This is a genomic window from Streptomyces sp. NPDC014861, assembly GCF_043081625.1.
Lineage (GTDB): Bacteria > Actinomycetota > Actinomycetes > Streptomycetales > Streptomycetaceae > Streptomyces.
The window spans coordinates 33,044-55,145 of the sequence record NZ_JBIBWV010000007.1 but is presented as its reverse complement, the minus strand read 5'-3'; the positions used below and the strand labels follow the sequence as shown (position 1 = coordinate 55,145).

General features: G+C 74.4%; 20 protein-coding genes. 12 read left to right on the top strand and 8 right to left on the bottom strand.

The window, feature by feature from the left end; all coding sequences use genetic code 11:
• Positions 1 to 158 precede the first annotated feature (158 nt).
• From ACF1BN_RS16605 to ACF1BN_RS16595, 3 genes are all read left to right on the top strand, one after another.
• Entirely contained in the window at positions 159 to 1,004 is an 846-nt protein-coding gene (locus ACF1BN_RS16605; protein ID WP_392332345.1) for a GNAT family N-acetyltransferase, read from the top strand.
• A gap of 28 nt (positions 1,005 to 1,032) precedes the next feature.
• Positions 1,033 to 1,578 carry a GNAT family N-acetyltransferase gene (locus ACF1BN_RS16600; RefSeq protein ID WP_392332344.1) on the top strand — a complete coding sequence of 182 codons (546 nt, stop codon included), beginning with the start codon at positions 1,033 to 1,035 and terminating at the stop codon, positions 1,576 to 1,578.
• Between the two features lie 108 nt (positions 1,579 to 1,686).
• A complete protein-coding gene (locus ACF1BN_RS16595) occupies positions 1,687 to 3,387 on the top strand; it encodes a proline--tRNA ligase (RefSeq protein WP_392332343.1) in 1,701 nt (566 codons plus the stop codon).
• Positions 3,388 to 3,439: 52 nt separating this feature from the next.
• On the opposite strand, the gene ACF1BN_RS16590 is transcribed toward ACF1BN_RS16595, so the two are convergent.
• Genes ACF1BN_RS16590 through ACF1BN_RS16575 form a run of 4 tightly spaced genes read right to left on the bottom strand, consistent with a single transcriptional unit; the run spans position 3,440 to position 6,298 of the window.
• Complete coding sequence (locus ACF1BN_RS16590; protein ID WP_392332342.1) at positions 3,440 to 4,306, bottom strand: slipin family protein; 867 nt, start codon at positions 4,304 to 4,306, stop codon at positions 3,440 to 3,442.
• Between the two features lie 57 nt (positions 4,307 to 4,363).
• A complete protein-coding gene (locus ACF1BN_RS16585; RefSeq protein ID WP_392332341.1) occupies positions 4,364 to 5,263 on the bottom strand; it encodes an aminoglycoside phosphotransferase family protein in 900 nt (299 codons plus the stop codon).
• Between the two features lie 55 nt (positions 5,264 to 5,318).
• Complete coding sequence (locus tag ACF1BN_RS16580; protein ID WP_392332340.1) at positions 5,319 to 5,735, bottom strand: DUF4439 domain-containing protein; 417 nt, start codon at positions 5,733 to 5,735, stop codon at positions 5,319 to 5,321.
• On the bottom strand, positions 5,732 to 6,298 hold the full coding sequence (locus tag ACF1BN_RS16575; RefSeq protein ID WP_392332339.1) for a hypothetical protein: 567 nt from the start codon (positions 6,296 to 6,298) through the stop codon (positions 5,732 to 5,734). Before ACF1BN_RS16575 ends, ACF1BN_RS16580 begins: the two co-directional genes overlap by 4 nt.
• Before the next feature lie 191 nt (positions 6,299 to 6,489).
• Between ACF1BN_RS16575 and rimP the strand changes: the two genes are divergently transcribed.
• From rimP to ACF1BN_RS16530, 9 genes are all read left to right on the top strand, one after another.
• Complete coding sequence (gene rimP, locus ACF1BN_RS16570; protein ID WP_392332338.1) at positions 6,490 to 6,987, top strand: ribosome maturation factor RimP; 498 nt, start codon at positions 6,490 to 6,492, stop codon at positions 6,985 to 6,987.
• Positions 6,988 to 6,989: 2 nt separating this feature from the next.
• Complete coding sequence (nusA, locus tag ACF1BN_RS16565; protein WP_392332337.1) at positions 6,990 to 7,985, top strand: transcription termination factor NusA; 996 nt, start codon at positions 6,990 to 6,992, stop codon at positions 7,983 to 7,985.
• 95 nt (positions 7,986 to 8,080) lie between these two features.
• Positions 8,081 to 8,371 carry a YlxR family protein gene (locus ACF1BN_RS16560; RefSeq protein ID WP_392332336.1) on the top strand — a complete coding sequence of 97 codons (291 nt, stop codon included), beginning with the start codon at positions 8,081 to 8,083 and terminating at the stop codon, positions 8,369 to 8,371.
• 150 nt (positions 8,372 to 8,521) lie between these two features.
• On the top strand, positions 8,522 to 11,587 hold the full coding sequence (infB, locus tag ACF1BN_RS16555; RefSeq protein WP_392332335.1) for a translation initiation factor IF-2: 3,066 nt from the start codon (positions 8,522 to 8,524) through the stop codon (positions 11,585 to 11,587).
• Positions 11,588 to 11,725: 138 nt separating this feature from the next.
• A complete protein-coding gene (locus ACF1BN_RS16550) occupies positions 11,726 to 12,019 on the top strand; it encodes a DUF503 domain-containing protein (protein WP_031008504.1) in 294 nt (97 codons plus the stop codon).
• A gap of 29 nt (positions 12,020 to 12,048) precedes the next feature.
• Positions 12,049 to 12,489 carry a 30S ribosome-binding factor RbfA gene (rbfA, locus tag ACF1BN_RS16545; RefSeq protein WP_360312255.1) on the top strand — a complete coding sequence of 147 codons (441 nt, stop codon included), beginning with the start codon at positions 12,049 to 12,051 and terminating at the stop codon, positions 12,487 to 12,489.
• The gene (gene truB, locus ACF1BN_RS16540) at positions 12,486 to 13,385 is read left to right on the top strand and encodes a tRNA pseudouridine(55) synthase TruB (protein WP_392332334.1); all 900 of its coding nucleotides are present in this window, start codon (positions 12,486 to 12,488) and stop codon (positions 13,383 to 13,385) included. The genes rbfA and truB overlap by 4 nt, the downstream gene beginning before the upstream one ends.
• A gap of 226 nt (positions 13,386 to 13,611) precedes the next feature.
• Complete coding sequence (locus tag ACF1BN_RS16535) at positions 13,612 to 17,199, top strand: trypsin-like peptidase domain-containing protein (protein WP_392332333.1); 3,588 nt, start codon at positions 13,612 to 13,614, stop codon at positions 17,197 to 17,199.
• 50 nt (positions 17,200 to 17,249) lie between these two features.
• Positions 17,250 to 18,209 carry a bifunctional riboflavin kinase/FAD synthetase gene (locus tag ACF1BN_RS16530; RefSeq protein WP_392332332.1) on the top strand — a complete coding sequence of 320 codons (960 nt, stop codon included), beginning with the start codon at positions 17,250 to 17,252 and terminating at the stop codon, positions 18,207 to 18,209.
• 17 nt (positions 18,210 to 18,226) lie between these two features.
• Here ACF1BN_RS16530 and ACF1BN_RS16525 read toward each other — a convergent pair whose 3' ends face one another.
• The 4 genes from ACF1BN_RS16525 to ACF1BN_RS16510 are packed head-to-tail and all read right to left on the bottom strand — an operon-like array spanning position 18,227 to position 22,102.
• A complete protein-coding gene (locus ACF1BN_RS16525; RefSeq protein WP_392332331.1) occupies positions 18,227 to 19,198 on the bottom strand; it encodes an ABC transporter ATP-binding protein in 972 nt (323 codons plus the stop codon).
• Complete coding sequence (locus ACF1BN_RS16520) at positions 19,195 to 20,163, bottom strand: ABC transporter ATP-binding protein (protein WP_392332330.1); 969 nt, start codon at positions 20,161 to 20,163, stop codon at positions 19,195 to 19,197. Before ACF1BN_RS16520 ends, ACF1BN_RS16525 begins: the two co-directional genes overlap by 4 nt.
• Positions 20,160 to 21,044, bottom strand: a complete 885-nt coding sequence (locus ACF1BN_RS16515) for an ABC transporter permease (RefSeq protein WP_376603560.1) — start codon at positions 21,042 to 21,044, stop codon at positions 20,160 to 20,162. The genes ACF1BN_RS16520 and ACF1BN_RS16515 overlap by 4 nt, the downstream gene beginning before the upstream one ends.
• Entirely contained in the window at positions 21,041 to 22,102 is a 1,062-nt protein-coding gene (locus ACF1BN_RS16510) for an ABC transporter permease (RefSeq protein WP_392332329.1), read from the bottom strand. Before ACF1BN_RS16510 ends, ACF1BN_RS16515 begins: the two co-directional genes overlap by 4 nt.

Below are 22,102 nucleotides of genomic sequence, written 5' to 3'. Positions count from 1 at the left end.
AGGAACGGCCCCGAGCGCACGGAGCCCCGTGCGGGACGAGCGGGGCGGGCCCGGCCGGGGCCGTGAGCCCGGCGGGAAGCGTCCCTGAGGCGAGCCGAGCCGGAAAAGGGCGGGGTACAGTGCCAGGACCAGCAGAACCCGCACGGTGAGGCCCCCTCGTGTTGACACAGACCACCACCCGGGTCCTCGAACCCGCCGACCTCGGCGCCGCACTCGCCGTCCTGGAGAGCGCCCCGGTCGAGAACGCCTTCGTCACCGCCCGCGTCCGGATCGCCGGCCTCGACCCCTGGCGCCTGGGCGGCGAGATGTGGGGCTGGTACACCGAGGGCCGGCTCGCCTCGCTCTGCTACGCCGGCGCCAACCTCGTCCCGGTCTGCGCCACCCCCGAGGCCGTCCGCGCCTTCGCCGACCGGGCCCGCCGGATCGGCCGCCGCTGCTCCTCGATCGTCGGCCCGGCCGGACCCACCGGCGAACTCTGGCGCCTCCTCGAACCCGCCTGGGGCCCCGCCCGCGACGTCCGCGCCCACCAGCCGCTCATGGTCGCCGAGGAACCCTCCGCGACCGTCGCCCCCGACCCCCTCGTCCGCCGCGTCCGCAAGGACGAGATGGACGCGATCATGCCCGCCTGCGTCGCCATGTTCACCGAGGAGGTCGGCGTCTCCCCGATGGCCGGCGACGGCGGACTCCTCTACCAGGCCCGGGTCGCCGAACTGGTCGCCGCGGGCCGCTCCTTCGCCCGCATCGAGGACGGCAAGGTCGTCTTCAAGGCCGAGATCGGCGCCGCCACCCGCCAGGCGTGCCAGATCCAGGGGGTCTGGGTCGCCCCCGAGCACCGGGGCAAGGGCCTCTCCGAGACCGGCATGGCCGCCGTCCTCCAGTACGCCCTCGCCGACATCGCCCCCGTCGTCAGCCTGTACGTCAACGACTACAACACCCCCGCCCGCGCCGCCTACCACCGCGTCGGCTTCCGCGAGACCGGTGCGTTCATGAGCGTCCTGTTCTGAACCGGCGGGCACTTGTAGGGTGCGCCGCATGGACGACGCCCCCGCCGTGATCGGACCCGTCAACCTCGCCGCCCGGGTGGACGAGGCCCTCGCCGTGCAGGAGGTCGCCTTCGGCCTCGACGCCGAGGAGGTCGCCGTACGCCGCCACATCGTGCTGCGCCACCTGATGAACCCCGGCGCCCGCGCCCACGGGGCCACCACCCCCGACGGACGGCTGGTCGGCTTCGTGTACGGGATGCCCAACGACCGCACCCACTGGTGGTCCACCGTGGTGGAGCCGTACCTGCGCGCCACCGGCACCGCCGACTGGCTCGACGCCTCCTTCGTCATCACCGAGCTCCACGTCCACCCCGCCTTCCAGGGCCGGGGCCTCGGCCGCGGACTGATCACCACCATCACCGACACCGCGGACGAGAAGCGCTCCATCCTCTCCGCGATCGACACCGACTCCCCGGCCCGCGGCCTCTACCACTCGCTCGGCTACACCGACCTCGCCCGCCAGGTCCACTTCCCGAGCGCCGCCCGCCCCTACGCCGTCATGGGCGCGCCGCTGCCGCTGCCGCGCCGGAACTGATTTCTCGCGGACGGGGCCGCCCGGATAATCTCGGGGCCATCAGCTCCCCCAGGCTCTCGGCTCCGCGCGGGCAGGGGGGACCCCCATCCCCGCAGGAGTACGAGAACCATGGCGAACGCACCGGTCCAGCGCATGTCCCAGTTGATGGCGAAGACGCTGCGCGACGACCCGGCCGACGCCGAGGTCCTCTCCCACAAGCTCCTCGTCCGCGCCGGCTACGTCCGCCGCACCGCCGCCGGCATCTGGAGCTGGCTGCCGCTGGGCAAGAAGGTCCTCTCCAACGTCGAGCGGATCGTCCGCGAGGAGATGGACGCCGTGGGCGCCCAGGAGGTCTCCCTCCCCGCCCTGCTGCCCCGCGAGCCCTACGAGGCCACCGGCCGCTGGAGCGAGTACGGCGCCGAGCTCTTCCGCCTCCAGGACCGCAGGGGCGGCGACTACCTCCTCGGCCCCACCCACGAGGAGATCTTCACCCTCCTCGTGAAGGACCAGTGCTCGTCCTACAAGGACCTGCCGGTCATCCTGTACCAGATCCAGACCAAGTTCCGGGACGAGGCCCGCCCCCGCGCCGGCATCCTGCGCGGCCGCGAGTTCCTCATGAAGGACTCGTACTCCTTCGACACCGAGGACGAGGGCCTGGCCCGGTCCTACGGCGTGCACCGCACGGCCTACCAGCGGATCTTCGAGCGCCTCGGCCTCGACTACCGCATCTGCGCCGCGACCGCCGGCGCCATGGGCGGCTCCAAGTCCGAGGAGTTCCTCGCCCCGGCCGAGGCCGGCGAGGACACCTTCGCCGACTGCCCGAACTGCGACTTCGCCGCCAACACCGAGGCCGTGTACCAGGCGGTCAAGGCCGTCGACGGCTCCGCCGTCCCGGCCCTGGAGGCCATCCCCACGCCCGACACCCCCACCATCGAGACCCTCGCCGCCCACCTCGGCGTCCAGGCCTCCGCCACGCTCAAGAACCTCCTGGTGAAGGTCGACGGCGAGATCGTGGCCGTCGGCGTCCCCGGCGACCGCGAGGTCGACCTGGACAAGGTCGAGGCGCACTTCGCCCCGGCCGCCGTCGAGCTCGTCACCGAGACCGACTTCGCCGGCCGCCCCGACCTCGTCCGCGGCTACGTCGGCCCCCAGGGCCTGGAGAAGGTCCGCTACATCGCCGACCCGCGCGTCGCCCCCGGCACCGCCTGGATCACCGGCGCGAACGAGGAGGGCACGCACGCGAGGAACGTCGTCGCGGGGCGTGACTTCGAGGTCGAGGAGTACGTCGACGTCGTCGTCGTCCAGGAGGGCGACCCGTGCCCCGCGTGCGGCACCGGCCTCAAGCTGGACCGCGCGATCGAGATCGGCCACATCTTCCAGCTCGGCCGCAAGTACGCGGACGCGCTGAAGCTGGACGTCCTGGGCCAGAACGGCAAGCCGGTCCGCGTGACCATGGGCTCGTACGGCATCGGCGTCTCGCGCGCCGTCGCCGCGCTCGCCGAGCAGACCGCCGACGACAAGGGCCTGTGCTGGCCGGCCGAGGTCGCCCCCGCCGACGTCCACGTCGTCGCCGCCGGCAAGGCCCTCCAGACCGAGCTGGCCCTGGAGGTCTCCGACAAGCTCTCGGCCGCCGGCCTGCGCGTCCTGGTCGACGACCGCGCGGGCGTCTCGCCGGGCGTCAAGTTCACCGACGCGGAGCTGATCGGCGTCCCCAAGATCCTCGTCGCCGGCCGCCGCGCGGCGGAGGGCGTTTTGGAGCTCAAGGACCGCCGCACCGGCGACCGCGAGGAGCTCACCGTCGAAGAGGCCCTGGCCGCCCTGACCTCCTGACCCCGGACGCCCGCTGCCGCCGTCTCCCCGAGGAGACGGCGGCAGCGGCGCGTCAGGGCGCCGGGTCCACCGACGGGCCCGTCAGGTCCTCGACCGGGGGCAGCGGGGCCGGAGCCTCCGCGGGCGCGGGAGCGGGCGGTGGGGGAACCGGCGGCGCGGGCGGCGGCGCCTCCGGGGTCGCGCGCTCCAGGAAGCGCAGCAGCTCGACCGGGATCGGCAGCACCAGCGTCGAGTTCTTCTCGGCCGCGACGGCCATCACCGTCTGCAGCAGCCGCAGCTGAAGCGCCGACGGCGCGTCCTCCACCTCCGCCAGCTTCTTCGACGCCTGGAGCTCGGCGTCCGCGTTGATCAGACGGGCCCGCCGCTCCCGGTCCGCCTCCGCCTGCCGCGCCATCGACCGCTTCATGGTCTCCGGCAGGGAGACGTCCTTGATCTCGACCCGGTCGATCTGCACGCCCCACCCGATCGCGGGGGAGTCGAGCATCAGCTCCAGCCCCTGGTTGAGCTTCTCGCGGTTGGACAGCAGGTCGTCGAGGTCGCTCTTGCCGATGATGGACCGCAGGGAGGTCTGCGCCATCTGCGAGACCGCGAACTTGTAGTCCTCGACCCGCACCAGCGCCTCCGCCGGGTCCACCACCTTGAAGTAGACGACGGCGTCGACCCGCACCGTCACGTTGTCCCGGGTGATGCCCTCCTGGGCGGGCACCGGCATCGTGACGATCTGCATGTTCACCTTGTGCAGCCGGTCGACCGCCGGGACGACCATCGTGAACCCGGGCGGCCGCACCTCGCCCCGCAGCCGGCCGAAGCGGAAGACGACGCCCCGCTCGTACTGCTTCACCACGCGCGCCGCCGCTCCGACGTACGCCGCCGCGGCCACAGCCGCTCCCGCCACGGCCAGGAGGATGTCTTCGATCATCAGGGCCCCCTGAGAAAGGGATACAAAAAGGGTATTCCCCTCAGAAGGCCCGCGAACTCACAGCCAGCTCGCGAACTCCAGCAGCCACTCGGCCTCCTGCCGCCGCCCGCCGGCCAGCGCCCGCGTGCCGGACTCGACGGTCCGGAAGAGCGTCCAGCCGCGCAGCCGCTCCCGGTCGACGTCGAGGGAGTCGGCCAGCTTGTTGACCCGCCGCCGGGCCGCCGGGGCGCCCGCGGAGGAGGCGACCAGGTCCTCGACCCGCTCCCGGACCAGCCGCGCGAGGTCGTAGGCGCGCTCGCCGACCACCGGGTCGGGCCCGACCGCGAGCCAGGGCGCGCGGTCGCCGCCGAGCACCTTGCCCTGCCGGAAGTCGCCGTGCAGCAGCAGTTCCTCGGAGGAGTCCGCGAGCAGTTCCGCGCGGACGGCGAGCGCGGCGGCGGCCAGCTCCCCGGCGGCGGCGTCGGCACGGTGACGCTCCACGGCGGACGCCTGGCGGGCGGTGCGCGCCGCCACCGTCTCGAAGGCGTGCCCGGCCTGCGGGTCCACCCACAGCTTCCGTACCGTCCCGGCCGCTTCGAGCAGCGCCTTGGCCTCCGGCAGCGAGCGGAGCGACACCTCGGGGTGCAGCCGTTCGAGGACGAGGGAGTCCTCGGGCGCCTCCGCGAGGAGCCGCACCGCACCCCAGCCGTTCCAGTGCGCGAGCGCCTCCCGCTCCCGCTCCGGGCGGGTGAACGGCGGCGCGATCTTGAGCGCGGCGGGTTCGCCGCCGGCGTCCCGGACGAGCAGGACCAGGCTGTCGCGTCCGCCGGGGGCCACCACCCGCTCGACGGTCAGACCGGCCTGCCCGGGCACCCGCTCGGCGAGGCCGGGGAGCCGCCCGAGCCAGTCGGCCGCGACGGCCTCGCCGTACCGCTCGGGGAGCGCCGTCACCAGTCGCCGGGGTGCTTCGAAACCCATGCCTGCGTCGTTCCTTCTGCTGGGGCGGGGTGATCAGGGCTGGTGGGGGCCGGACTCACACCCGCTCGGCGAGCCCAGGAAAGGTTACGTCGCTCCCGCGCCACCGCACCGCACGGACCGCCGCCTCCCGCAGCGCGGCCGCCGCCTCGCGCCGCAGCGGCCCCTCGGCGGCCCGCACCAGATCGGAGTAGACCCCGGCCACCCGGTCCTCCAGGACGGCCGCGAGCCGCACCGCGCCGGCCGGGTCGGCCACCCGGAACGGCAGCTCGTACGCGGCGGCCGCGGCGGCCGGCGTGCCGCCGAGGTCGCGGACGGTGCGGCGCAGCGCCTCCCGGCGGGCCCGGTGCGCCTCGTGGGCGGCGGCCGCCTCGGCCCGGCGGTCGTCGGCGACCCGGCCGCCGACGACCCCGTAGCCGTACACCGCCGCGTGCTCGGCGGCGAGGGCGGCCTGGGCGGCGGGGAGGGCGCTCATGCGCGGGCTCCTTCGGTGAGGAGGTAGGCGTGGGCGGCGCCGGCGGCGGCCACGGAGGCGAGCAGCCGGGCGTACTCGGGCGGCGCCGCGAGCAGCTCGGCGGTGTGCGCGTCGGAAGCGGTCCTGGCGGCGGCGGCCAGTTCCCGCAGCGCGGCCGCCGGATCGGCGGGTACGGCCCCGGCGGGCGTCGCGGTGGCCGTGGGGGCGGCCGCGCCGGTGGCGGCGGCGGACGGCGCCGAGGAGGCCGACGGGGTGGGGCCGCCCTCGCCGAGGGCCTTCGCGTGGGCCGCGGCGGACGCACGCAGGGGGGCCACGCGCGCGTGGAGCGCGGGATGGGCGGCGAGGGTGGCGTCGTAACGTTCCAGCAGGGTCCGTGAGGCGCCCGCCGCGCGGCGGCGGAGGGCCGCCTCCGCGCGGGCCGTCCGTTCGGCCTCACGGGCCGCCGCCTCCTCCGCGGCGCTCGGGCGGCGCGGGCCGCCCGGGTCCGAGGTGCAGCCCGTCAGGGCCGCGGCGGCGGCCGAGGCCCCCGCCACGAGCACGGCGCGTCTGCCCGTCGTCGTCACGCTCTCTCCCTCAGCATTCCGGACCCCTCCCGGCCGCCCGTCGAAGATCACCGCAGGCGAGCGTACCCGCGGGGGCCCCCGCCGTGGACGGCAACACCCTCCGCGACCGGATACCCTTGATCCGACACGCAGCGACAAGCAGCGACGAGCGACGCACCCACAACAGCACACGCGGCCGAGGAGTCACCCGGATGAGCACCACCCAGAGCGACAGGCTGCGCGGACTCATTGAGCCGCTCGTCCGCGCGGAGAACCTGGATCTGGAGGAGATCGAGGTGTCCCGGGCCGGCCGCCGCGGACTGCTGAGGATCGTCGTCGACTCCGACGAGGGCGTCGAGCTGGACACCTGTGCCGAGCTGAGCCGCGCGATCTCCGCCGAACTGGACGAGACCGACGCCATGGGCGACGGCGAGTACGTCCTGGAGGTCAGCTCCCCGGGTGCCGACCGTCCGCTCTCCGAGCACCGCCACTACGTCAGGGCCACCGGCCGGCTGGTGAAGCTCCAGCTCGCCGAGGGCGGGGAGCTGGTCACCCGCATCCTGGCCGTGGACGAGGACGGCCTCGACACCGAGGTCCCGGGCGTGAAGGGCCGCAAGGCCACCGCCCGCCGCGTGGAGTTCGCCGAGATCGCCAAGGCGCGTGTCGAGATCGAGTTCAACCGCAAGGACAAGAAGGAAGAGGAGGCGTAGCCGTGGACATCGACGTGAAGCTCCTGAAGGGCTTGGCACAGGAGAAGGAAATCTCCTTCGAGATGCTGGTCGAGGCGATCGAGTCGGCCCTCCTCATCGCGTACCACCGCACCCCGTCCGCCCGCCGCCACGCGCGTGTGGAGCTGGACCGGCACACCGGACACGTGACGGTGTGGGCCGAGGAGGACCCGGCCGACCTGGAGGAGGGCCAGGAGCCCAAGGAGTTCGACGACACCCCGTCGGACTTCGGCCGCATCGCGGCGAGCACCGCCCGCCAGGTCATCCAGCAGCGGCTGCGCGACGCCGAGAACGACGTGACCTTCGGCGAGTACGCCCGCCGCGAGGGCGATGTCGTCGCCGGCGTGGTGCAGCAGGGCAAGGACCCCAAGAACGTCCTCGTCAAGCTGGACGACAAGCTGGAGGCCATCCTTCCGGTGCAGGAGCAGGTGCCGGGCGAGGACTACACGCACGGCCTGCGGCTGCGCACGTACGTCGTCCGCGTCGCCAAGGGCGTCCGCGGTCCGTCCGTCACCCTTTCGCGCACCCACCCCAATCTGGTGAAGAAGCTCTTCGCCCTGGAGGTGCCGGAGATCGCCGACGGTTCGGTCGAGATCTCGGCGATCGCCCGTGAGGCCGGTCACCGCACCAAGATCGCGGTCCGTTCCACCCGTTCGGGCCTGAACGCCAAGGGCGCCTGCATCGGCCCCATGGGCAGCCGCGTCCGCAACGTGATGGCGGAGCTGCTCGGCGAGAAGATCGACATCGTCGACTGGTCGGACGACCCGGCGGAGATGGTGGCGAACGCGCTCTCCCCGGCCCGCGTCTCCAGGGTCGAGGTCGTCGACGCCGCCGCCCGGTCCGCCCGGGTGACGGTCCCCGACTACCAGCTCTCGCTGGCGATCGGCAAGGAGGGCCAGAACGCCCGCCTGGCCGCGCGCCTCACCGGCTGGCGCATCGACATCCGGCCGGACACCGAGGTCCCGGCCGAGGAGGGCTGAGCGGCTCCGTCCCACGTCGGAGATCGTTTTTGGCCAACAGCTGTTCGATTTTTGCCCCAAACGGGTGAGGTCGGTACGGGGAGGTAGACTTAATCGTGTCTGGCCGGACGCATGCCCGCGCGTGCCCTGAGCGAACCTGTGTGGGATGCCGGGAGCGAGCGGCCAAGAGCGATCTGCTGCGGATCGTGGTGATCAAGGACGAGTGCGTCCCCGATCGTCGCGGTACGCTGCCCGGCCGGGGTGCGTACGTGCACCCCGCCTTGCACTGTCTCGACCTGGCGGTCCGCCGCAGGGCGTTCCCGAGGGCCTTCAAGGTCCCGGGACCGTTCGACACGGCGGCTCTGCGGGAACACGTCGAGCAGGCCGCGCAGGCGGCACCGCAGTGAACAGGAAGTACGGCACGGAACACCGTGCGGTCAGGTACCTCGCGAGTCGGAAGTAGGTCGAGATTGCGATGAGCACTCGATGAGTACGCGATGAGTACGCCCATGAAGTAGCGACGGTCCGGCGGTAATCCGGACCTACAAAGGAGCGAAGTGGCTAAGGTCCGGGTATACGAACTCGCCAAGGAGTTCGGTGTGGAGAGCAAGGTCGTCATGGCCAAGCTCCAAGAACTCGGTGAATTCGTCCGTTCGGCGTCCTCGACGATCGAGGCGCCGGTCGTGCGCAAGTTGACTGACGCTTTGCAGGGTCCCGGCGGTTCCGCCGGCAAGACCGCTGCCAAGCCCGGCGCGCCCCGCAAGGCGGCGCCCGCCCCCAAGCCGGGTGCCCCGGCGCCGTCCCCGGCGCAGGCCGCCCGTCCCGCCGCCCCGAAGCCTGGAGCGCCCACCCCGGCGCCCAAGCCCGCGGCGGCCGAGAAGCCCTCGACGCCGGCCTCCGGCCCGCGTCCGACCCCGGGTCCGAAGCCCGCGGCCCCGGCCCCCAAGCCGGCCCCCGCCGCCCCGGCTCCGACCAACCCGGAGTTCACCGCGCCTCCGGCGGCCCCGGCCGCCAACCAGCGCCCCGGCGGTTCCGCCCCCGGCCAGCGTCCGACCGGTGCCCGTCCGGGCCAGTCGGCGCCTCGCCCGGGTCAGCAGGCCGCCCGTCCCGGCCAGCAGGCCCCGCGTCCGGGCGCCCCGCGTCCGGCCGGCCCGCGTCCGGGCAACAACCCCTTCACCTCCGGCGGCTCCACCGGCATGGCGCGTCCGCAGACGCCCCGTCCCGGTGGCGGTGCTCCGCGTCCCGGCGGCCCCGGTGCCGTTCCGGGTGCCCCGCGTCCGCAGGGCGGCCCCGGTGGCGCCCCGCGTCCGCAGGGTCAGGGCGGCGCCCGTCCCACCCCCGGTGGCATGCCTCGTCCGCAGGCGCCGCGTCCGGGCGGCGCGCCCGGCGGTAACCGTCCGAACCCGGGCATGATGCCGCAGCGTCCCGCTGCCGGCCCGCGTCCCGGTCCCGGCGGTCGTGGCCCCGGTGGCCCCGGCGGTCGTCCGGGCGGTCCCGGCGGCGGTGGCGGCGGTCGTCCCGGCTTCACCGGTCGTCCGGCCGGTCCCGGCGGCGGTGGCGGCGGCTTCGCCGGCCGTCCCGGTGGTCCCGGTGGCGGCGGCGGTCGTCCGGGTGGTCCCGGCGGCGGTGGCGGCGGCTTCGGCGGTCGTCCCGGCGGCTTCGGCGGCCGTCCCGGCGGTCCGGGTGGCCGTGGTGGCACGCAGGGCGCCTTCGGTCGCCCCGGCGGTCCCGCGCGTCGCGGTCGCAAGTCGAAGCGGCAGAGGCGCCAGGAGTACGAGGCCATGCAGGCCCCGTCCGTGGGCGGCGTGATGCTGCCTCGCGGCAACGGCGAGACCATTCGCCTGTCGCGCGGTGCGTCCCTCACCGACTTCGCGGAGAAGATCGGCGCCAACCCGGCGTCGCTCGTCGCGGTCATGATGAACCTCGGCGAGATGGTCACCGCCACGCAGTCCGTCTCCGACGACACGCTCGTCATGCTGGCCGAGGAGATGAACTACGTCGTCCAGGTCGTCAGCCCGGAGGAGGAGGACCGCGAGCTGCTCGAGTCCTTCGACATCGAGTTCGGCGAGGACGAGGGCGGCGAAGAGGCCCTGGTCTCCCGTCCGCCGGTCGTGACCGTCATGGGTCACGTCGACCACGGAAAGACCCGCCTTCTCGACGCGATCCGCAAGACCAACGTGGTCGCGGGCGAGGCCGGCGGCATCACCCAGCACATCGGTGCCTACCAGGTCGGTACCGAGGTCAACGGCGAAGAGCGTCGCATCACCTTCATCGACACCCCGGGTCACGAGGCGTTCACCGCCATGCGTGCCCGTGGTGCGAAGTCGACCGACATCGCGATCCTCGTGGTCGCGGCCAACGACGGCGTCATGCCGCAGACGATCGAGGCGCTCAACCACGCCAAGGCCGCCGGCGTCCCGATCGTCGTCGCGGTCAACAAGATCGACGTCGAGGGTGCCGACCCGGTCAAGGTCCGCGGTCAGCTGACCGAGTTCGGTCTGGTGGCCGAGGAGTACGGCGGCGACACCATGTTCGTCGACATCTCCGCCAAGCAGGGTCTGCACATCGACTCCCTGCTGGAGGCCGTGGTCCTCACCGCCGACGCCTCGCTCGACCTCCGGGCCAACCCGGACCAGGACGCGCAGGGTATTGCGATCGAGTCCCACCTCGACCGCGGTCGCGGTGCCGTCTCGACCGTCCTCGTCCAGCGCGGAACGCTGCGCATCGGCGACACCATCGTCGCGGGCGACGCGTACGGCCGAGTCCGGGCCATGCTCGACGACAAGGGCAACAACGTGGAGGAGGCGACCCCGTCGACCCCCGTCCTCGTCCTGGGCCTCACCAACGTCCCGGGTGCCGGTGACAACTTCCTCGTCGTCGACGAGGACCGCACCGCCCGCCAGATCGCCGAGAAGCGTGCCGCCCGCGAGCGGAACGCGGCCTTCGCCAAGCGCGTCCGCCGTGTCTCGCTCGAGGACCTGGACAAGGTGCTCAAGGCCGGCGAGATCCAGCAGCTGAACCTGATCATCAAGGGTGACGCGTCTGGTTCCGTCGAGGCCCTGGAGTCCTCCCTGCTCCAGCTGGACGTCGGCGAGGAGGTCGACATCCGCGTCCTGCACCGCGGCGTGGGTGCCGTCACCGAGTCCGACATCGACCTGGCGATGGGCTCCGACGCCATCGTGATCGGCTTCAACGTGCGCGCCGCCGGGCGTGCGCAGCAGATGGCCGAGCGCGAGGGCGTGGACGTCCGGTACTACTCGGTCATCTACCAGGCGATCGAGGAGATCGAGGCGGCCCTCAAGGGTCTGCTCAAGCCGGAGTACGAGGAGGTCGAGCTCGGCACCGCGGAGATCCGCGAGGTCTTCCGCTCGTCCAAGCTCGGCAACATCGCCGGTGTCCTCATCCGCTCCGGCGAGGTCAAGCGCAACACCAAGGCGCGCCTCCTCCGCGACGGCAAGGTCATCGCCGAGAACCTCAACATCGAGGGCCTGCGCCGCTTCAAGGACGACGTCACCGAGATCCGCGAGGGCTTCGAGGGTGGTATCAACCTCGGAAACTTCAACGACATCAAGATCGACGACGTCATCGCGACGTACGAGATGCGCGAGAAGCCGCGCGCGTAACACGCGGTGAAGTGCCGGGGCCGGTCGGCGGAGGTTATTCCGTCGATCGGCCCCGGCCGTTCCGTGTACGGTTTCGGTGTTCCCGTCCAGTGGTGGACGGGGCCACTGACCCCGAACCGGCGGGACATCCGGACATACATGTATGTGGGGACTCTGTCCTTCGACCTGCTCCTCGGCGACGTCCATTCGCTCAAGGAGAAACGCTCCCTCGTGAAGCCGATCGTCGCCGAGCTCCAGCGGAAGTTCTCGGTGAGCGTGGCGGAGGTGAGCGGCCAGAACCTCCACCGGCGGGCCGAGATCGGCGTCGCCATGGTCTCGGGCGACCTGGGGCACCTGAACGGTGTCCTGGACCGCTGCGAGCGCCTGGTCGCCGCGCGGCCGGAGGTGGAACTGCTCTCGGTGCGCCGAAGGCTCCACACTGATGAAGACTGAATGAGCAAGGCAAAGAAGGAGACGGACCAGTGGCCGACAACGCGCGGGCGAAGAAGCTGGCGGACCTCATCCGGGAGGTGGTCGCCGAGAAGCTGCAGCGCGGCATCAAGGACCCGCGCCTGGGTACGCACGTGACCATCACGGACACCCGCGTCACCGGTGACCTGCGGGAGGCCACGGTCTTCTACACGGTCTACGGCGACGACGAGGACCGGGCGAGCGCCGCGGCGGGCCTGGAGAGCGCCAAGGGCATCCTCCGCTCGGCCGTCGGCCGGGCGGCGGGGACCAAGTTCACCCCCACCCTGGCCTTCGTGGCCGACGCCCTCCCGGAGAACGCGCGGACCATCGAGGACCTCCTCGACAAGGCGCGGGCCTCCGACGCCCAGGTGCGGGAGGCGTCCTCGGGCGCCGCCTTCGCGGGCGAAGCCGACCCGTACAAGAAGCCGGGCGAGGACGAAGCCGCCGAATGAGCAACGCAACCCCGACGCCCGACGGCCTGGTCATCGTGGACAAGCCGTCGGGCTTCACCTCGCACGACGTCGTGGCCAAGATGCGGGGGATCGCCAGGACCCGCCGCGTCGGCCACGCCGGCACGCTCGATCCCATGGCCACGGGCGTCCTCGTCCTCGGCGTGGAGCGGGCCACCAAGCTGCTCGGTCACCTCGCGCTGACCGAGAAGGAGTACCTGGGCACCATCCGCCTGGGCCAGACCACGATCACGGACGACGCCGAGGGCGAGATCACGGCGTCGGTCGACGCTTCGAAGGTCACCCGCGAGCAGATCGACGCCGGGGTCGCGGAGCTGACCGGGGCCATCATGCAGGTCCCGTCCAAGGTCTCCGCGATCAAGATCGACGGAAAGCGGTCCTACGCGCGCGTGCGCGGCGGCGAGGAGTTCGAGATCCCGGCCCGACCGGTGACCGTCTCCTCCTTCCACGTGTACGACGTGCGCGAGGCGACGGCCGAGGACGGGACGCCCGTCGTCGACCTGGTCGTCTCGGTGGTCTGCTCCTCCGGCACGTACATCCGGGCGCTGGCCCGGGACCTCGGCGCCGGGCTCGGCGTCGGCGGCCACCTCACCGCGCTGCGGCGCACCCGGGTGGGCCCGTACAAGCTGGACAGCGCCCGCACGCTCGACCAGCTCCAGGAGGAGCTGACCGTGATGCCGGTCGCCGACGCCGCGACGGCGGCGTTCCCGCGCTGGGACGTCGACGAGAAGCGGGCCCGGCTGCTGCTCAACGGGGTCCGGCTGGAGATGCCGGAGTACCCGAAGGGCCCGGTCGCGGTCTTCGGGCCCGGCGGGCAGCTGCTCGCGCTGGTCGAGGACCAGCGGGGCAAGGCGAAGAGCCTGGCGGTCTTCGGCTGAGGAGTACGCCGGGCCGAGACGGCTCCGGCCGATGCTGCTCCGGCTGATGCGGCTTAGGCTAATCGGCTGATCGGCGGGAACAGGAGGGCGGGTGCGCGCGGCGCGCCCGCCTTTCCGCATTGGTTCACCCCATCGGGGAAGCGCCCGAAGCGAACCGGGGGAGTGCGAGGGGGCGTGTTCGCCGAACGGCACCGACCGGCGCCCACCGGGACCTAACCTCCCCACCATGGGACGCGGGGACCTGGCGGAGCCGGTGGGGCTGGTGCGCATCTGCGATCTGGCGGGCCGGCCGCGCGGCACCGGATTCCTCGCCGACCACGAGGGCACCCTCGTCACCAGCCACGAGGCCGTCGACGGACTCAGCCGCGTCGTGCTGCACGCGCCCGGCGAGCGCACCTGGCTCGCCGAGGCCGACGCCGTCACCCCCCTCCCCGAGCAGGGGCTCGCCCTGATCCGCACCGAAGGGCTCGGCGTGCGCCCGCTGCCGCTCGCCACCCGCCCGGCCGTCGAGCCCGGCACCTACGTCCGGCTCGCCGCGCACGGCTGGCGCGAGGCCCGCGTCCTCGGCCCCGCCGCCGTCACCTACACCGCCACCGACCGCTTCCACGTCCTCGCCGACGCCCTCGAACTCGCCATCGGCACCGAGGGCGCGGAGGCGCTGCGCCTCGGCGGCCCGGCCGCGGGCGGGCCCGTCCTCGACAGCGTCACCGGCACCGTCCTCGGCGTCGTCGGCACCGCCCTCCAGGGCGACCCGCGCGCCGCCGGGCACGCCGTGCCCCTCCGCCCGGACGGCCCCCTCGGCGACCTGCTCCGCCGCAACGCGGCCACCGTCCCCGCGTACGGCCCCGACCTCAACCTGGCCGCCGTCCTCGAACTCACCACCCCCACCGCGCTCCCGGACCGCGACCCGTCCCCCTGGCCCGACCCGGTCCCCCGCCCCGCCGCCCTCGCGGCCCTCACCGGCTTCGCCGCGGGCCCGGAGCCCACCGGCCCCGTCCTCGCCGTCGTCGGCGAGCCCGGCAGCGGGCGGACGACCCTGCTCGGCGCGGTCTGCCGGGAGCGGGCGCGCGGGGCCGCGCCGACCGTCCGGCTCCGGGGCGCCGACCTGCGGGAGGAGGACGGCTCGCTCGCGGACGCGATCGGGCGGGTCCTGCACCGGGCGGCGCGGATCGCCGCGGCGTCCGGGGACACCGGCGACGCCGTCACCGCCGAACGCGCCGCCGGCCTCGCCGGAGAGGCCGGACAGCCGCTCCTCGTCGTCCTCGACGGACCCGAGGAGATGCCCCCGCGCCTCGGCCCGCGGCTCGCCGGGTGGACCACGGCCACCGAGCGGTGGCTGCGCGCCCACGGCGCACGGCTCACCCTCGCCTGCCGCCCCGAGTACGCCGAGGAGACAGCCGCCCTGTGGAGCGCCGCGCCCGCCGTCCTGCCGCTCGGCGACCTCACCGAGACCGAGGCCGCGGCCGTACGCCGGGGGTACGGGCTCCGCGCGGAGGACCTCGCCGAGGCCGACGCCCGGCACCCGCTCGCCCTGCGGCTGCTCGCCGAGGTGCGGGCCGCGCTCCCCGGCGAGGTGCCCGGGCGCCCCGGACGGGCCGAGATCTTCACCGCCCACCTGGACCTGATGTGCCTGCGGATCGCGGTCCGGATCGCCGCGGGCACCCGCCCGCTGCCCGCCGGCCCCGCCGTCCGCCGGCTCGCCGCCCGCGTCACCGGCCAGGTCCACGAGGCCGCCCGGCGCTGCCTCGGCCCCGGCCACGGCCTCCTCGACCGGGCCTCCTTCGAGGAGCTCTTCCCGTGGCGCGACGGCTGGGCCTCCGCCGTCCTCACCGAAGGGCTCCTCGCCCCCGCCGGCTCCGGCTACCGCTTCGCCCACGAGGAGCTCTCCGACTGGCTCCAGGCCGCCCACCTCGACCTCGACACCGCCCTCCACGCCCTCGTCCACACCCACCGGCCCCCCGCCCCGACGACCGGGGACACCGGCCCCGCCGACGCCCCGGATCCCGCCGCCGCCACCCCGCCCGCCGACCGGGTGCCCGACCCGGAGGCGGAGCGGCCGGACGCCGCTCCCCGCCCGCGCGGCCGGGGCAGGCGCGGTCGCCCCCCGGGCCAGGACCCCACCGAGGGCCCGGGCGCCGGACCGGCCGCGGAGCCGCCGCGCACCGGCGCGGCCCGGGGACGCGGGCGGCGCGCGGCGGACCGGGACAGGAGCGGCGGGGACACCGGGGGCGACGCGGCCGAGCCCGGGGCGGGGCCGGTCTCCGTACCCCGATACCGGGCCGGGACGGTGGCGCAGGCGCTGCTCCTCGCCCCGCGGGAGGGCGGACCCGCAGCCCTGGCGGCCCGGCTGACCGCGCTCGTCGACTTCCTGGCCGACGCCGGGCCGCGGACGCCCGACGACGCCGTCTGGTGGGCGGGCACCCTGCTCATCCGCGCCCTGGCCGGGGTCCGCGACCCCCGCCCCTACCTCCCCGTGCTGCGGCGGCTCGCCGACCGGATCGGGGCCGGCCCGGACCCGGCGGGCGGGCTCGCCGCGGCCTTCGGCCCGGCCTGGTGGCGGGACGCGGCCGTCGGGGAGGACGAACGACTCGACCTGCTGCGGCGACTGGTCACCGGCGACCCCGGCTACCTGGACGCCGTCGTCGAACTGCTCGCCGCCGAACCCCGCGCCGTCCAGCCCCTGCTCTGCCGGTGGTTCACCGACGGACGCGCCCTCTCCGCACGCCCCCGCACCACCGTCGCCAGGCTCGCCCAGGAACTGCTCCACACCCACCGGGCGGGCGCCGTCGACGACCTGTGCGAGGCGCTGGCCGGCACCGCGCACCCCCTCGCCGAGGGACTGCTCGGCGCACTCGTCGACGACGAGCCGTCCGCGCTGTGCCGCGCCGTCGACCGGTGGGCGCACGACGACCTCAGGCCGGAGAGACGGCTCGCCGCCGCCGTGTACGGCAGCCTCCTCGCCACGCGCGACCGGCCGGAGGAGGACCGCGAACCGCTGCGGTACGCGGCCCGCGCCCTGCTCGCCCGGCCCGGCGACCGCCCGCTGCACGCCGCCGCGCTGGGCATCCTCGTCCGCGATCCGCACACCCGGGACCCGTACCTGGCCCGCGCCCTCGCCGACCCCCGGGTGCCCGCCGACGCCCTCGTCAGCGCACTGCCCGACCACCCCGACGCCGTCCTCGACGCGCTGCGCGACCGGCTGGGCGACGGCCCGGACACGGGCGCCGTGCTGCGCGCCCTCGCCGCCGTCGACACGCCCGCCCTCACCCGCCGGATCGCCGTCCTCGTCCGCGAGTACGTCACCCGCCACCCCGGGGGCGCCCGGCACGCCGCCGCCTACGTGGACCTCCGGTTCGAGGAGGGGCCGACCGCACGAGCCGTCCTCTTCCCCCTGGTCGTCGGCCTGATCCACGGCCGGCCCGCCGCCGTCCGGCGCGCCCTCGCCCCCGTCCTCGCCGCCCCCGGCACCGGCGCCTCCCGCCACCTGCGCGCCGAACTCCTCGACGTCCTCGTCGACCACGAGACCTACGCGGCCGAACCGGGGGAGAGGACCGTGCCGGACGCGCTGCTCACCGCCGCCGCCGAGGGCGCCGCGCGCCGCCCGCCGCCGCGCAACCGCGCCCTGCTGGCCCGTACCACCGCCCTCTACACCCGCGACCCGGCCGGCGCCGCCCACCGCGACCGGCTGCTCGCCGTGCTCGCCGCCGACCACCCCGCCTTCGCCGCGCTGCTCGCACAGACCCCGCCCGCGCCGCGAACATCGGGCACTCTCCATGCCGATGCGAACCGTCGGGCCCGGGCATGGCAGTCTTAGACCTGCGTAATGGGCGCACAGGGCGAACAGGCGGACGAGGAGCGGTCACAGTGCAGCGCTGGCGTGGCTTGGAGGACATCCCCCAGGACTGGGGGCGCAGCGTCGTCACCATCGGCTCCTACGACGGTGTGCACCGCGGACACCAGCTGATCATCGGACGGGCCGTCGAGCGCGCCCGCGAGCTCGGGGTCCCCACCGTCGTGGTGACCTTCGACCCGCACCCCTCCGAGGTGGTGCGCCCCGGCAGCCACCCGCCGCTGCTCGCCCCGCACCACCGGCGCGCCGAGCTGATGGCCGAACTGGGCGTGGACGCGGTGCTCGTGCTGCCGTTCACCGCCGAGTTCTCGCAGCTGTCGCCCGCCGACTTCATCGTCAAGGTACTCGTCGACAAGCTGCACGCCCGGGCCGTCATCGAGGGCCCGAACTTCCGCTTCGGCCACCGGGCCGCCGGGAACGTCGACTTCCTCACCGAGCTGGGCGCCACCTACGACTACGAGGTCGAGGTGATCGACCTGTACGTGAGCGGCGCCGCCGGCGGCGGCCAGCCCTTCTCCTCCACCCTCACCCGACGGCTGGTCGCCGAGGGCGACATGGCGGGCGCCGCCGAGATCCTCGGCCGGCCGCACCGCGTCGAGGGCATCGTGGTGCGCGGCGCGCAGCGCGGCCGCGAGCTGGGATTCCCCACGGCCAACGTGGAGACCCTGCCGCACACCGCGATCCCCGCCGACGGCGTCTACGCCGGCTGGCTGACCGCGGACGGCGAGCGGATGCCGGCGGCGATCTCCGTCGGCACCAACCCGCAGTTCGACGGCACCGAGCGGACGGTGGAGGCGTACGCGATCGACCGCGAGGGCCTCGACCTGTACGGACTCCACGTCACCGTCGACTTCCTCGCCTACGTGCGCGGCATGCTCAAGTTCGACACCCTCGACGACCTGCTGGTGGCCATGGCCGGCGACGTCGAGCAGTGCCGGGCGCTGACGGCCGCGTACGACGCCGGGAGGGCGTGACCCCTCCCGGCGGGTCCTCACTCCTCCCGCGCCACCGCCCAGTGGCAGGCCACCCCCCGCTCCCCGCCACCCGCGCGGAGCACCGGCAGGGCCTCCGTCCGACAGCGGTCGGCGAAGGGGGCCGCCTCGCCCGAGGCCAGCACGTGGCAGCGGGCGTGGAAGCGGCAGCCGGCGGGGATGCGGGCCGGGTCCGGCGGCTCGCCGGCCAGGACCACCGGCGGTGTCGACGACTCGGGCAGCACCGACAGCAGCGCGCGGGTGTACGGATGGCGGGGCGCCGTCAGCACCGACTCGACCGGGCCCGTCTCCACCACCCGGCCCAGGTACATCACCGCGACCCGGTCCGCGATGTTCCAGGCCAGACCCAGATCGTGCGTCACCACCAGGGCGGAGAGCCCGAGTTCGTCGCGGAGCCGGAGCAGCAGCGCCAGGATCTCGCCGCGCACCGACGCGTCCAGGGAGGCCACCGGCTCGTCCGCGACGATCAGTTCGGGCTCCAGGACGAGGGCCCCGGCGATCACCACCCGCTGCCGCTGCCCGCCGGACAGCTCGTGCGGGTAGCGCAGGAAGAAGCGCTCGGGCGGTCGCAGTCCGGCCCGGGAGAGTGCCTCCGCGACCGCCGCCCGCTCGTCCCCCGCGAAGCCGTGGATCCGCAGCCCCTCGGCGACCGCCTCGTACACGGTGTGCCGCGGGTTGAGGGAGCCGCTGGGGTCCTGGAGGACGAGCTGGGCGCGTCGGCGGTACGCCTTCAGCGCCCGGGAGGTGTACGCGAGGGGCTCGCCGGCGAAGGCGACCGTGCCCGACCCGGGTCTCACCAGGCCGAGGAGCGTCCGGGCCAGGGTCGTCTTGCCGCAGCCGGACTCGCCGACCAGGGCCACGATCTCGCCCGCGCCGATCTCCAGGTCCACCCCGTCGACCGCCCGGGCCGGCGGTGCGCCGCGCCGTCCCGGGAAGGTGACGTGCACCCCGCTGGCCGTGAGCAAGGTCATCGGCGATCACTCCCCACATGGACGCAGGCGGCCCGCCGTCCGGCGCCCGCCGCCCGCAGTCGCTGGTCGTCCTCGGAGCACTCCGCGACCGCCACCGGGCAGCGCGGGTGGAAGGCGCAGCCGGCGGGCAGCGCCGCCGGGTCCGGCGGGTCGCCCGGGAGGCCGCGCGGCGCCCGCCGCGAGGCCGGGTCCCCGATCCGGGGGAACGCCGAGGACAGCGCCCGCCCGTAGGGGTGGGCGGCCGACCGGTACACCTCGCGGGCCGGTCCCTCCTCGACGATCCGGCCCGCGTACATGACGGCGAGCCGGTCGCAGGTGTCGGCGAGCACCGCGAGATCGTGGCTGATCATCATCAGGCCGATGGACTCCTCGGCGACCAGCCGCTCGATCAGCCGCAGGATCTGCGCCTGGATCATCACGTCGAGCGCGGTGGTCGGCTCGTCCGCGACGATCAGCCGGGGCTCGCAGGCGAGCGCCATCGCGATCATCACGCGCTGCCGCTGCCCGCCGGAGAGCTCGTGCGGGTAGCCGGCGGCCCGGGAGGCGGGCAGCCCGACCTGTTCGAGGAGGTCGGCGACGCGCTTGCGGGCCTCGGCGGGGGTGGCCCGCCGGTGCACCAGGAGCGGTTCGGCGATCTGCTCGCCGATCCGGCGCACCGCGTTCAGCGAGTGCATCGCGCCCTGGAAGACGATGGAGGCACCCGCCCAGCGGACCGCCCGCAGTCGCCCCCACTTCATGGCGAGGACGTCCTCCCCGTCGAGGAGGATCTCCCCCTCCAGGCGGGCGCTCGCGGGCAGCAGCCGCAGCAGGGCGAGCGCCAGCGTCGACTTCCCGCAGCCGGACTCGCCCGCCACACCCAGCTTCGACCCCGCCTCCAGGGCGAGGTCCACCCCGCGCACGGCGGGCACCGCACCCGCCCCCGAGCCGTACGTCACCCGCAGGTCCCTGATCTCCAGGAGGCTCAACGCCCCACCCCCAGCCTCGGGTTGAGCACGGACTCGACGGCCCGGCCGCAGAGCGTGAAGGCGAGCGCGACCAGCGCGATCGCGATGCCGGGCGGCGCCAGGTACCACCAGTGCCCGGAGGAGACGGCGCCGGCCTCGCGGGCGTCCTGGAGCATCCCGCCCCACGACACCACGGTCGGGTCGCCGAGCCCCAGGAAGGCGAGGGTGGCCTCGGTGAGGATCGCCGTCGAGATGCCGAGCGTGGTCTGCGCGAGGACCAGCGGCATCACGTTCGGCAGCACGTGCCGGGCCATGACGTGCCGGTGGCCGCCGCCCAGCGCCGTCGCCCGCTCGATGTACGGGCGGGACTCGACGGCGATCGTCTGCGCCCGCACGAGCCGGGCGGTCGTCGGCCAGGACGTGACGCCGATGGCGAGCACCACCGTCCACATCGACCGGGACAGCACGGTCGCCAGCACGATCGCCAGGACCAGCGCCGGCATCACCAGGAACCAGTCGGTGATCCGCATGACGACGGTGGAGAGCCACCCGCCGTAGTGCCCGGCGAGGATCCCGACCAGGGTGCCGATCGCGACCGACAGCGTCGCCGCGAGCAGCCCCACGAGCAGCGAGATCCGGGCGCCCCAGATCAGCAGCCCGAGCAGCGAGCGCCCGAACTGGTCCGTGCCGAGCGGGAACTCCGCGCTCGGCGACTCCAGGGCCGTACCCGGCGCGTTGGTCACCGACTGCACGTCGGCGCCGACCAGCAGCGGCGCGGTGAGCGCCAGCAGTGCGATCAGGGCGAGGCCCGCGAGCCCGTAGAGGCCCGCCCGGTGGGTCCGGTACGCCTTCCAGAAGCGCGCCGCGGAGCCCCTGCGGCGCTCCCATGCGAGAGAGGTCATCGGCCCACCCGGGGGTCGAGCAGCGGATAGAGCAGGTCGGCGAGGAGGTTCATCACGATCATCGCTCCGGCGAAGACGACGAACAGGCCCTGGACGAGCGGGAGATCGGGCACGCTGAGCGCTTGGTAGAAGAGGCCGCCGAGGCCCGGCCAGGAGAAGACCGTCTCCACCAGGATCGAACCGGCCGCCACATGGCCCAGGTTGATGAACACCATGGTGACCGTCGGCAGCAGGGCGTTCGGCACCGCGTGCCGGCGCCGCACCTCGTCGTCCCTGAGCCCCTTGGCCCGGGCGGTGGTCAGGTAGTCGCCGCCCATCTCGTCGAGGAGCGAGGACCGCATCACCAGGAGCGTCTGCGCGTAGCCGACCGCGACCAGCGTCACCACCGGCAGCACGAGGTGGTGGGCGACGTCGAGGACGTACGCGAAGCCGGTCTCGCCCGTGCCCGACTCCATGCCGCCGGTCGGGAAGAGCCCGGGGATCGGACCCACGCCCACCGAGAAGACGATGATCAGCAGCAGTCCGAGCCAGAACGACGGCACCGACCACAGGGTCAGCGCGACGCCGGTGTTCACCCGGTCGCCGAGCCGGCCGTGCCGCCACGCCGAGCGGGTGCCCAGCCACAGCCCGAGGGCCGAGTAGAGCACCACGGCGACCCCGGTGAGCAGCAGCGTCGCGGGCAGCTTCGCCGCGATCAGCTCGCCGACCGGGGCGCGGAACTGGAAGGAGGTGCCGAGGTCGCCGCCGAGCGCCTTGGCGCAGTAGTCGGCGAACTGCTGCCACAGCGGCAGGTCGAGACCGAACTGGCGCCGCAGGGTCGCGAGTTGTTCCGCCGAGGTGGGGACGCCGTGGGTCATCGCCTTCACCGGGTCACCGGGGATGATCCGGAACAGGAAGAAGCTGGTGACCAGCACGGCGAGGAGGGAGACGAGCGCGCCGCCCAGCTTCCCCGCCGCGTGGCGGAGATAGCCGGAGGCGACCGCGGTGCGGGACGCGCCGTCCGTGGCGCGGGCCTCCTCGGCCCGCGCCACGCCGGCGGGGGTGCTTGCCGTCGTCAT

What these genes read in the sequence shown, in the direction of transcription:
- ACF1BN_RS16515 (WP_376603560.1), bottom strand. Translation starts at nt 21,044, where the DNA reads ATGACCTCTCTCGCATGGGAGCGCCGCAGGGGCTCCGCGGCGCGCTTC.
- ACF1BN_RS16550 (WP_031008504.1), top strand. Translation starts at nt 11,726, where the DNA reads ATGTATGTGGGGACTCTGTCCTTCGACCTGCTCCTCGGCGACGTCCAT.
- ACF1BN_RS16585 (WP_392332341.1), bottom strand. Translation starts at nt 5,263, where the DNA reads ATGGGTTTCGAAGCACCCCGGCGACTGGTGACGGCGCTCCCCGAGCGG.
- ACF1BN_RS16510 (WP_392332329.1), bottom strand. Translation starts at nt 22,102, where the DNA reads ATGACGACGGCAAGCACCCCCGCCGGCGTGGCGCGGGCCGAGGAGGCC.
- ACF1BN_RS16535 (WP_392332333.1), top strand. Translation starts at nt 13,612, where the DNA reads ATGGGACGCGGGGACCTGGCGGAGCCGGTGGGGCTGGTGCGCATCTGC.
- ACF1BN_RS16580 (WP_392332340.1), bottom strand. Translation starts at nt 5,735, where the DNA reads ATGAGCGCCCTCCCCGCCGCCCAGGCCGCCCTCGCCGCCGAGCACGCG.
- ACF1BN_RS16600 (WP_392332344.1), top strand. Translation starts at nt 1,033, where the DNA reads ATGGACGACGCCCCCGCCGTGATCGGACCCGTCAACCTCGCCGCCCGG.
- ACF1BN_RS16595 (WP_392332343.1), top strand. Translation starts at nt 1,687, where the DNA reads ATGGCGAACGCACCGGTCCAGCGCATGTCCCAGTTGATGGCGAAGACG.
- truB (WP_392332334.1), top strand. Translation starts at nt 12,486, where the DNA reads ATGAGCAACGCAACCCCGACGCCCGACGGCCTGGTCATCGTGGACAAG.
- ACF1BN_RS16525 (WP_392332331.1), bottom strand. Translation starts at nt 19,198, where the DNA reads ATGACCTTGCTCACGGCCAGCGGGGTGCACGTCACCTTCCCGGGACGG.
- ACF1BN_RS16590 (WP_392332342.1), bottom strand. Translation starts at nt 4,306, where the DNA reads ATGATCGAAGACATCCTCCTGGCCGTGGCGGGAGCGGCTGTGGCCGCG.
- rimP (WP_392332338.1), top strand. Translation starts at nt 6,490, where the DNA reads ATGAGCACCACCCAGAGCGACAGGCTGCGCGGACTCATTGAGCCGCTC.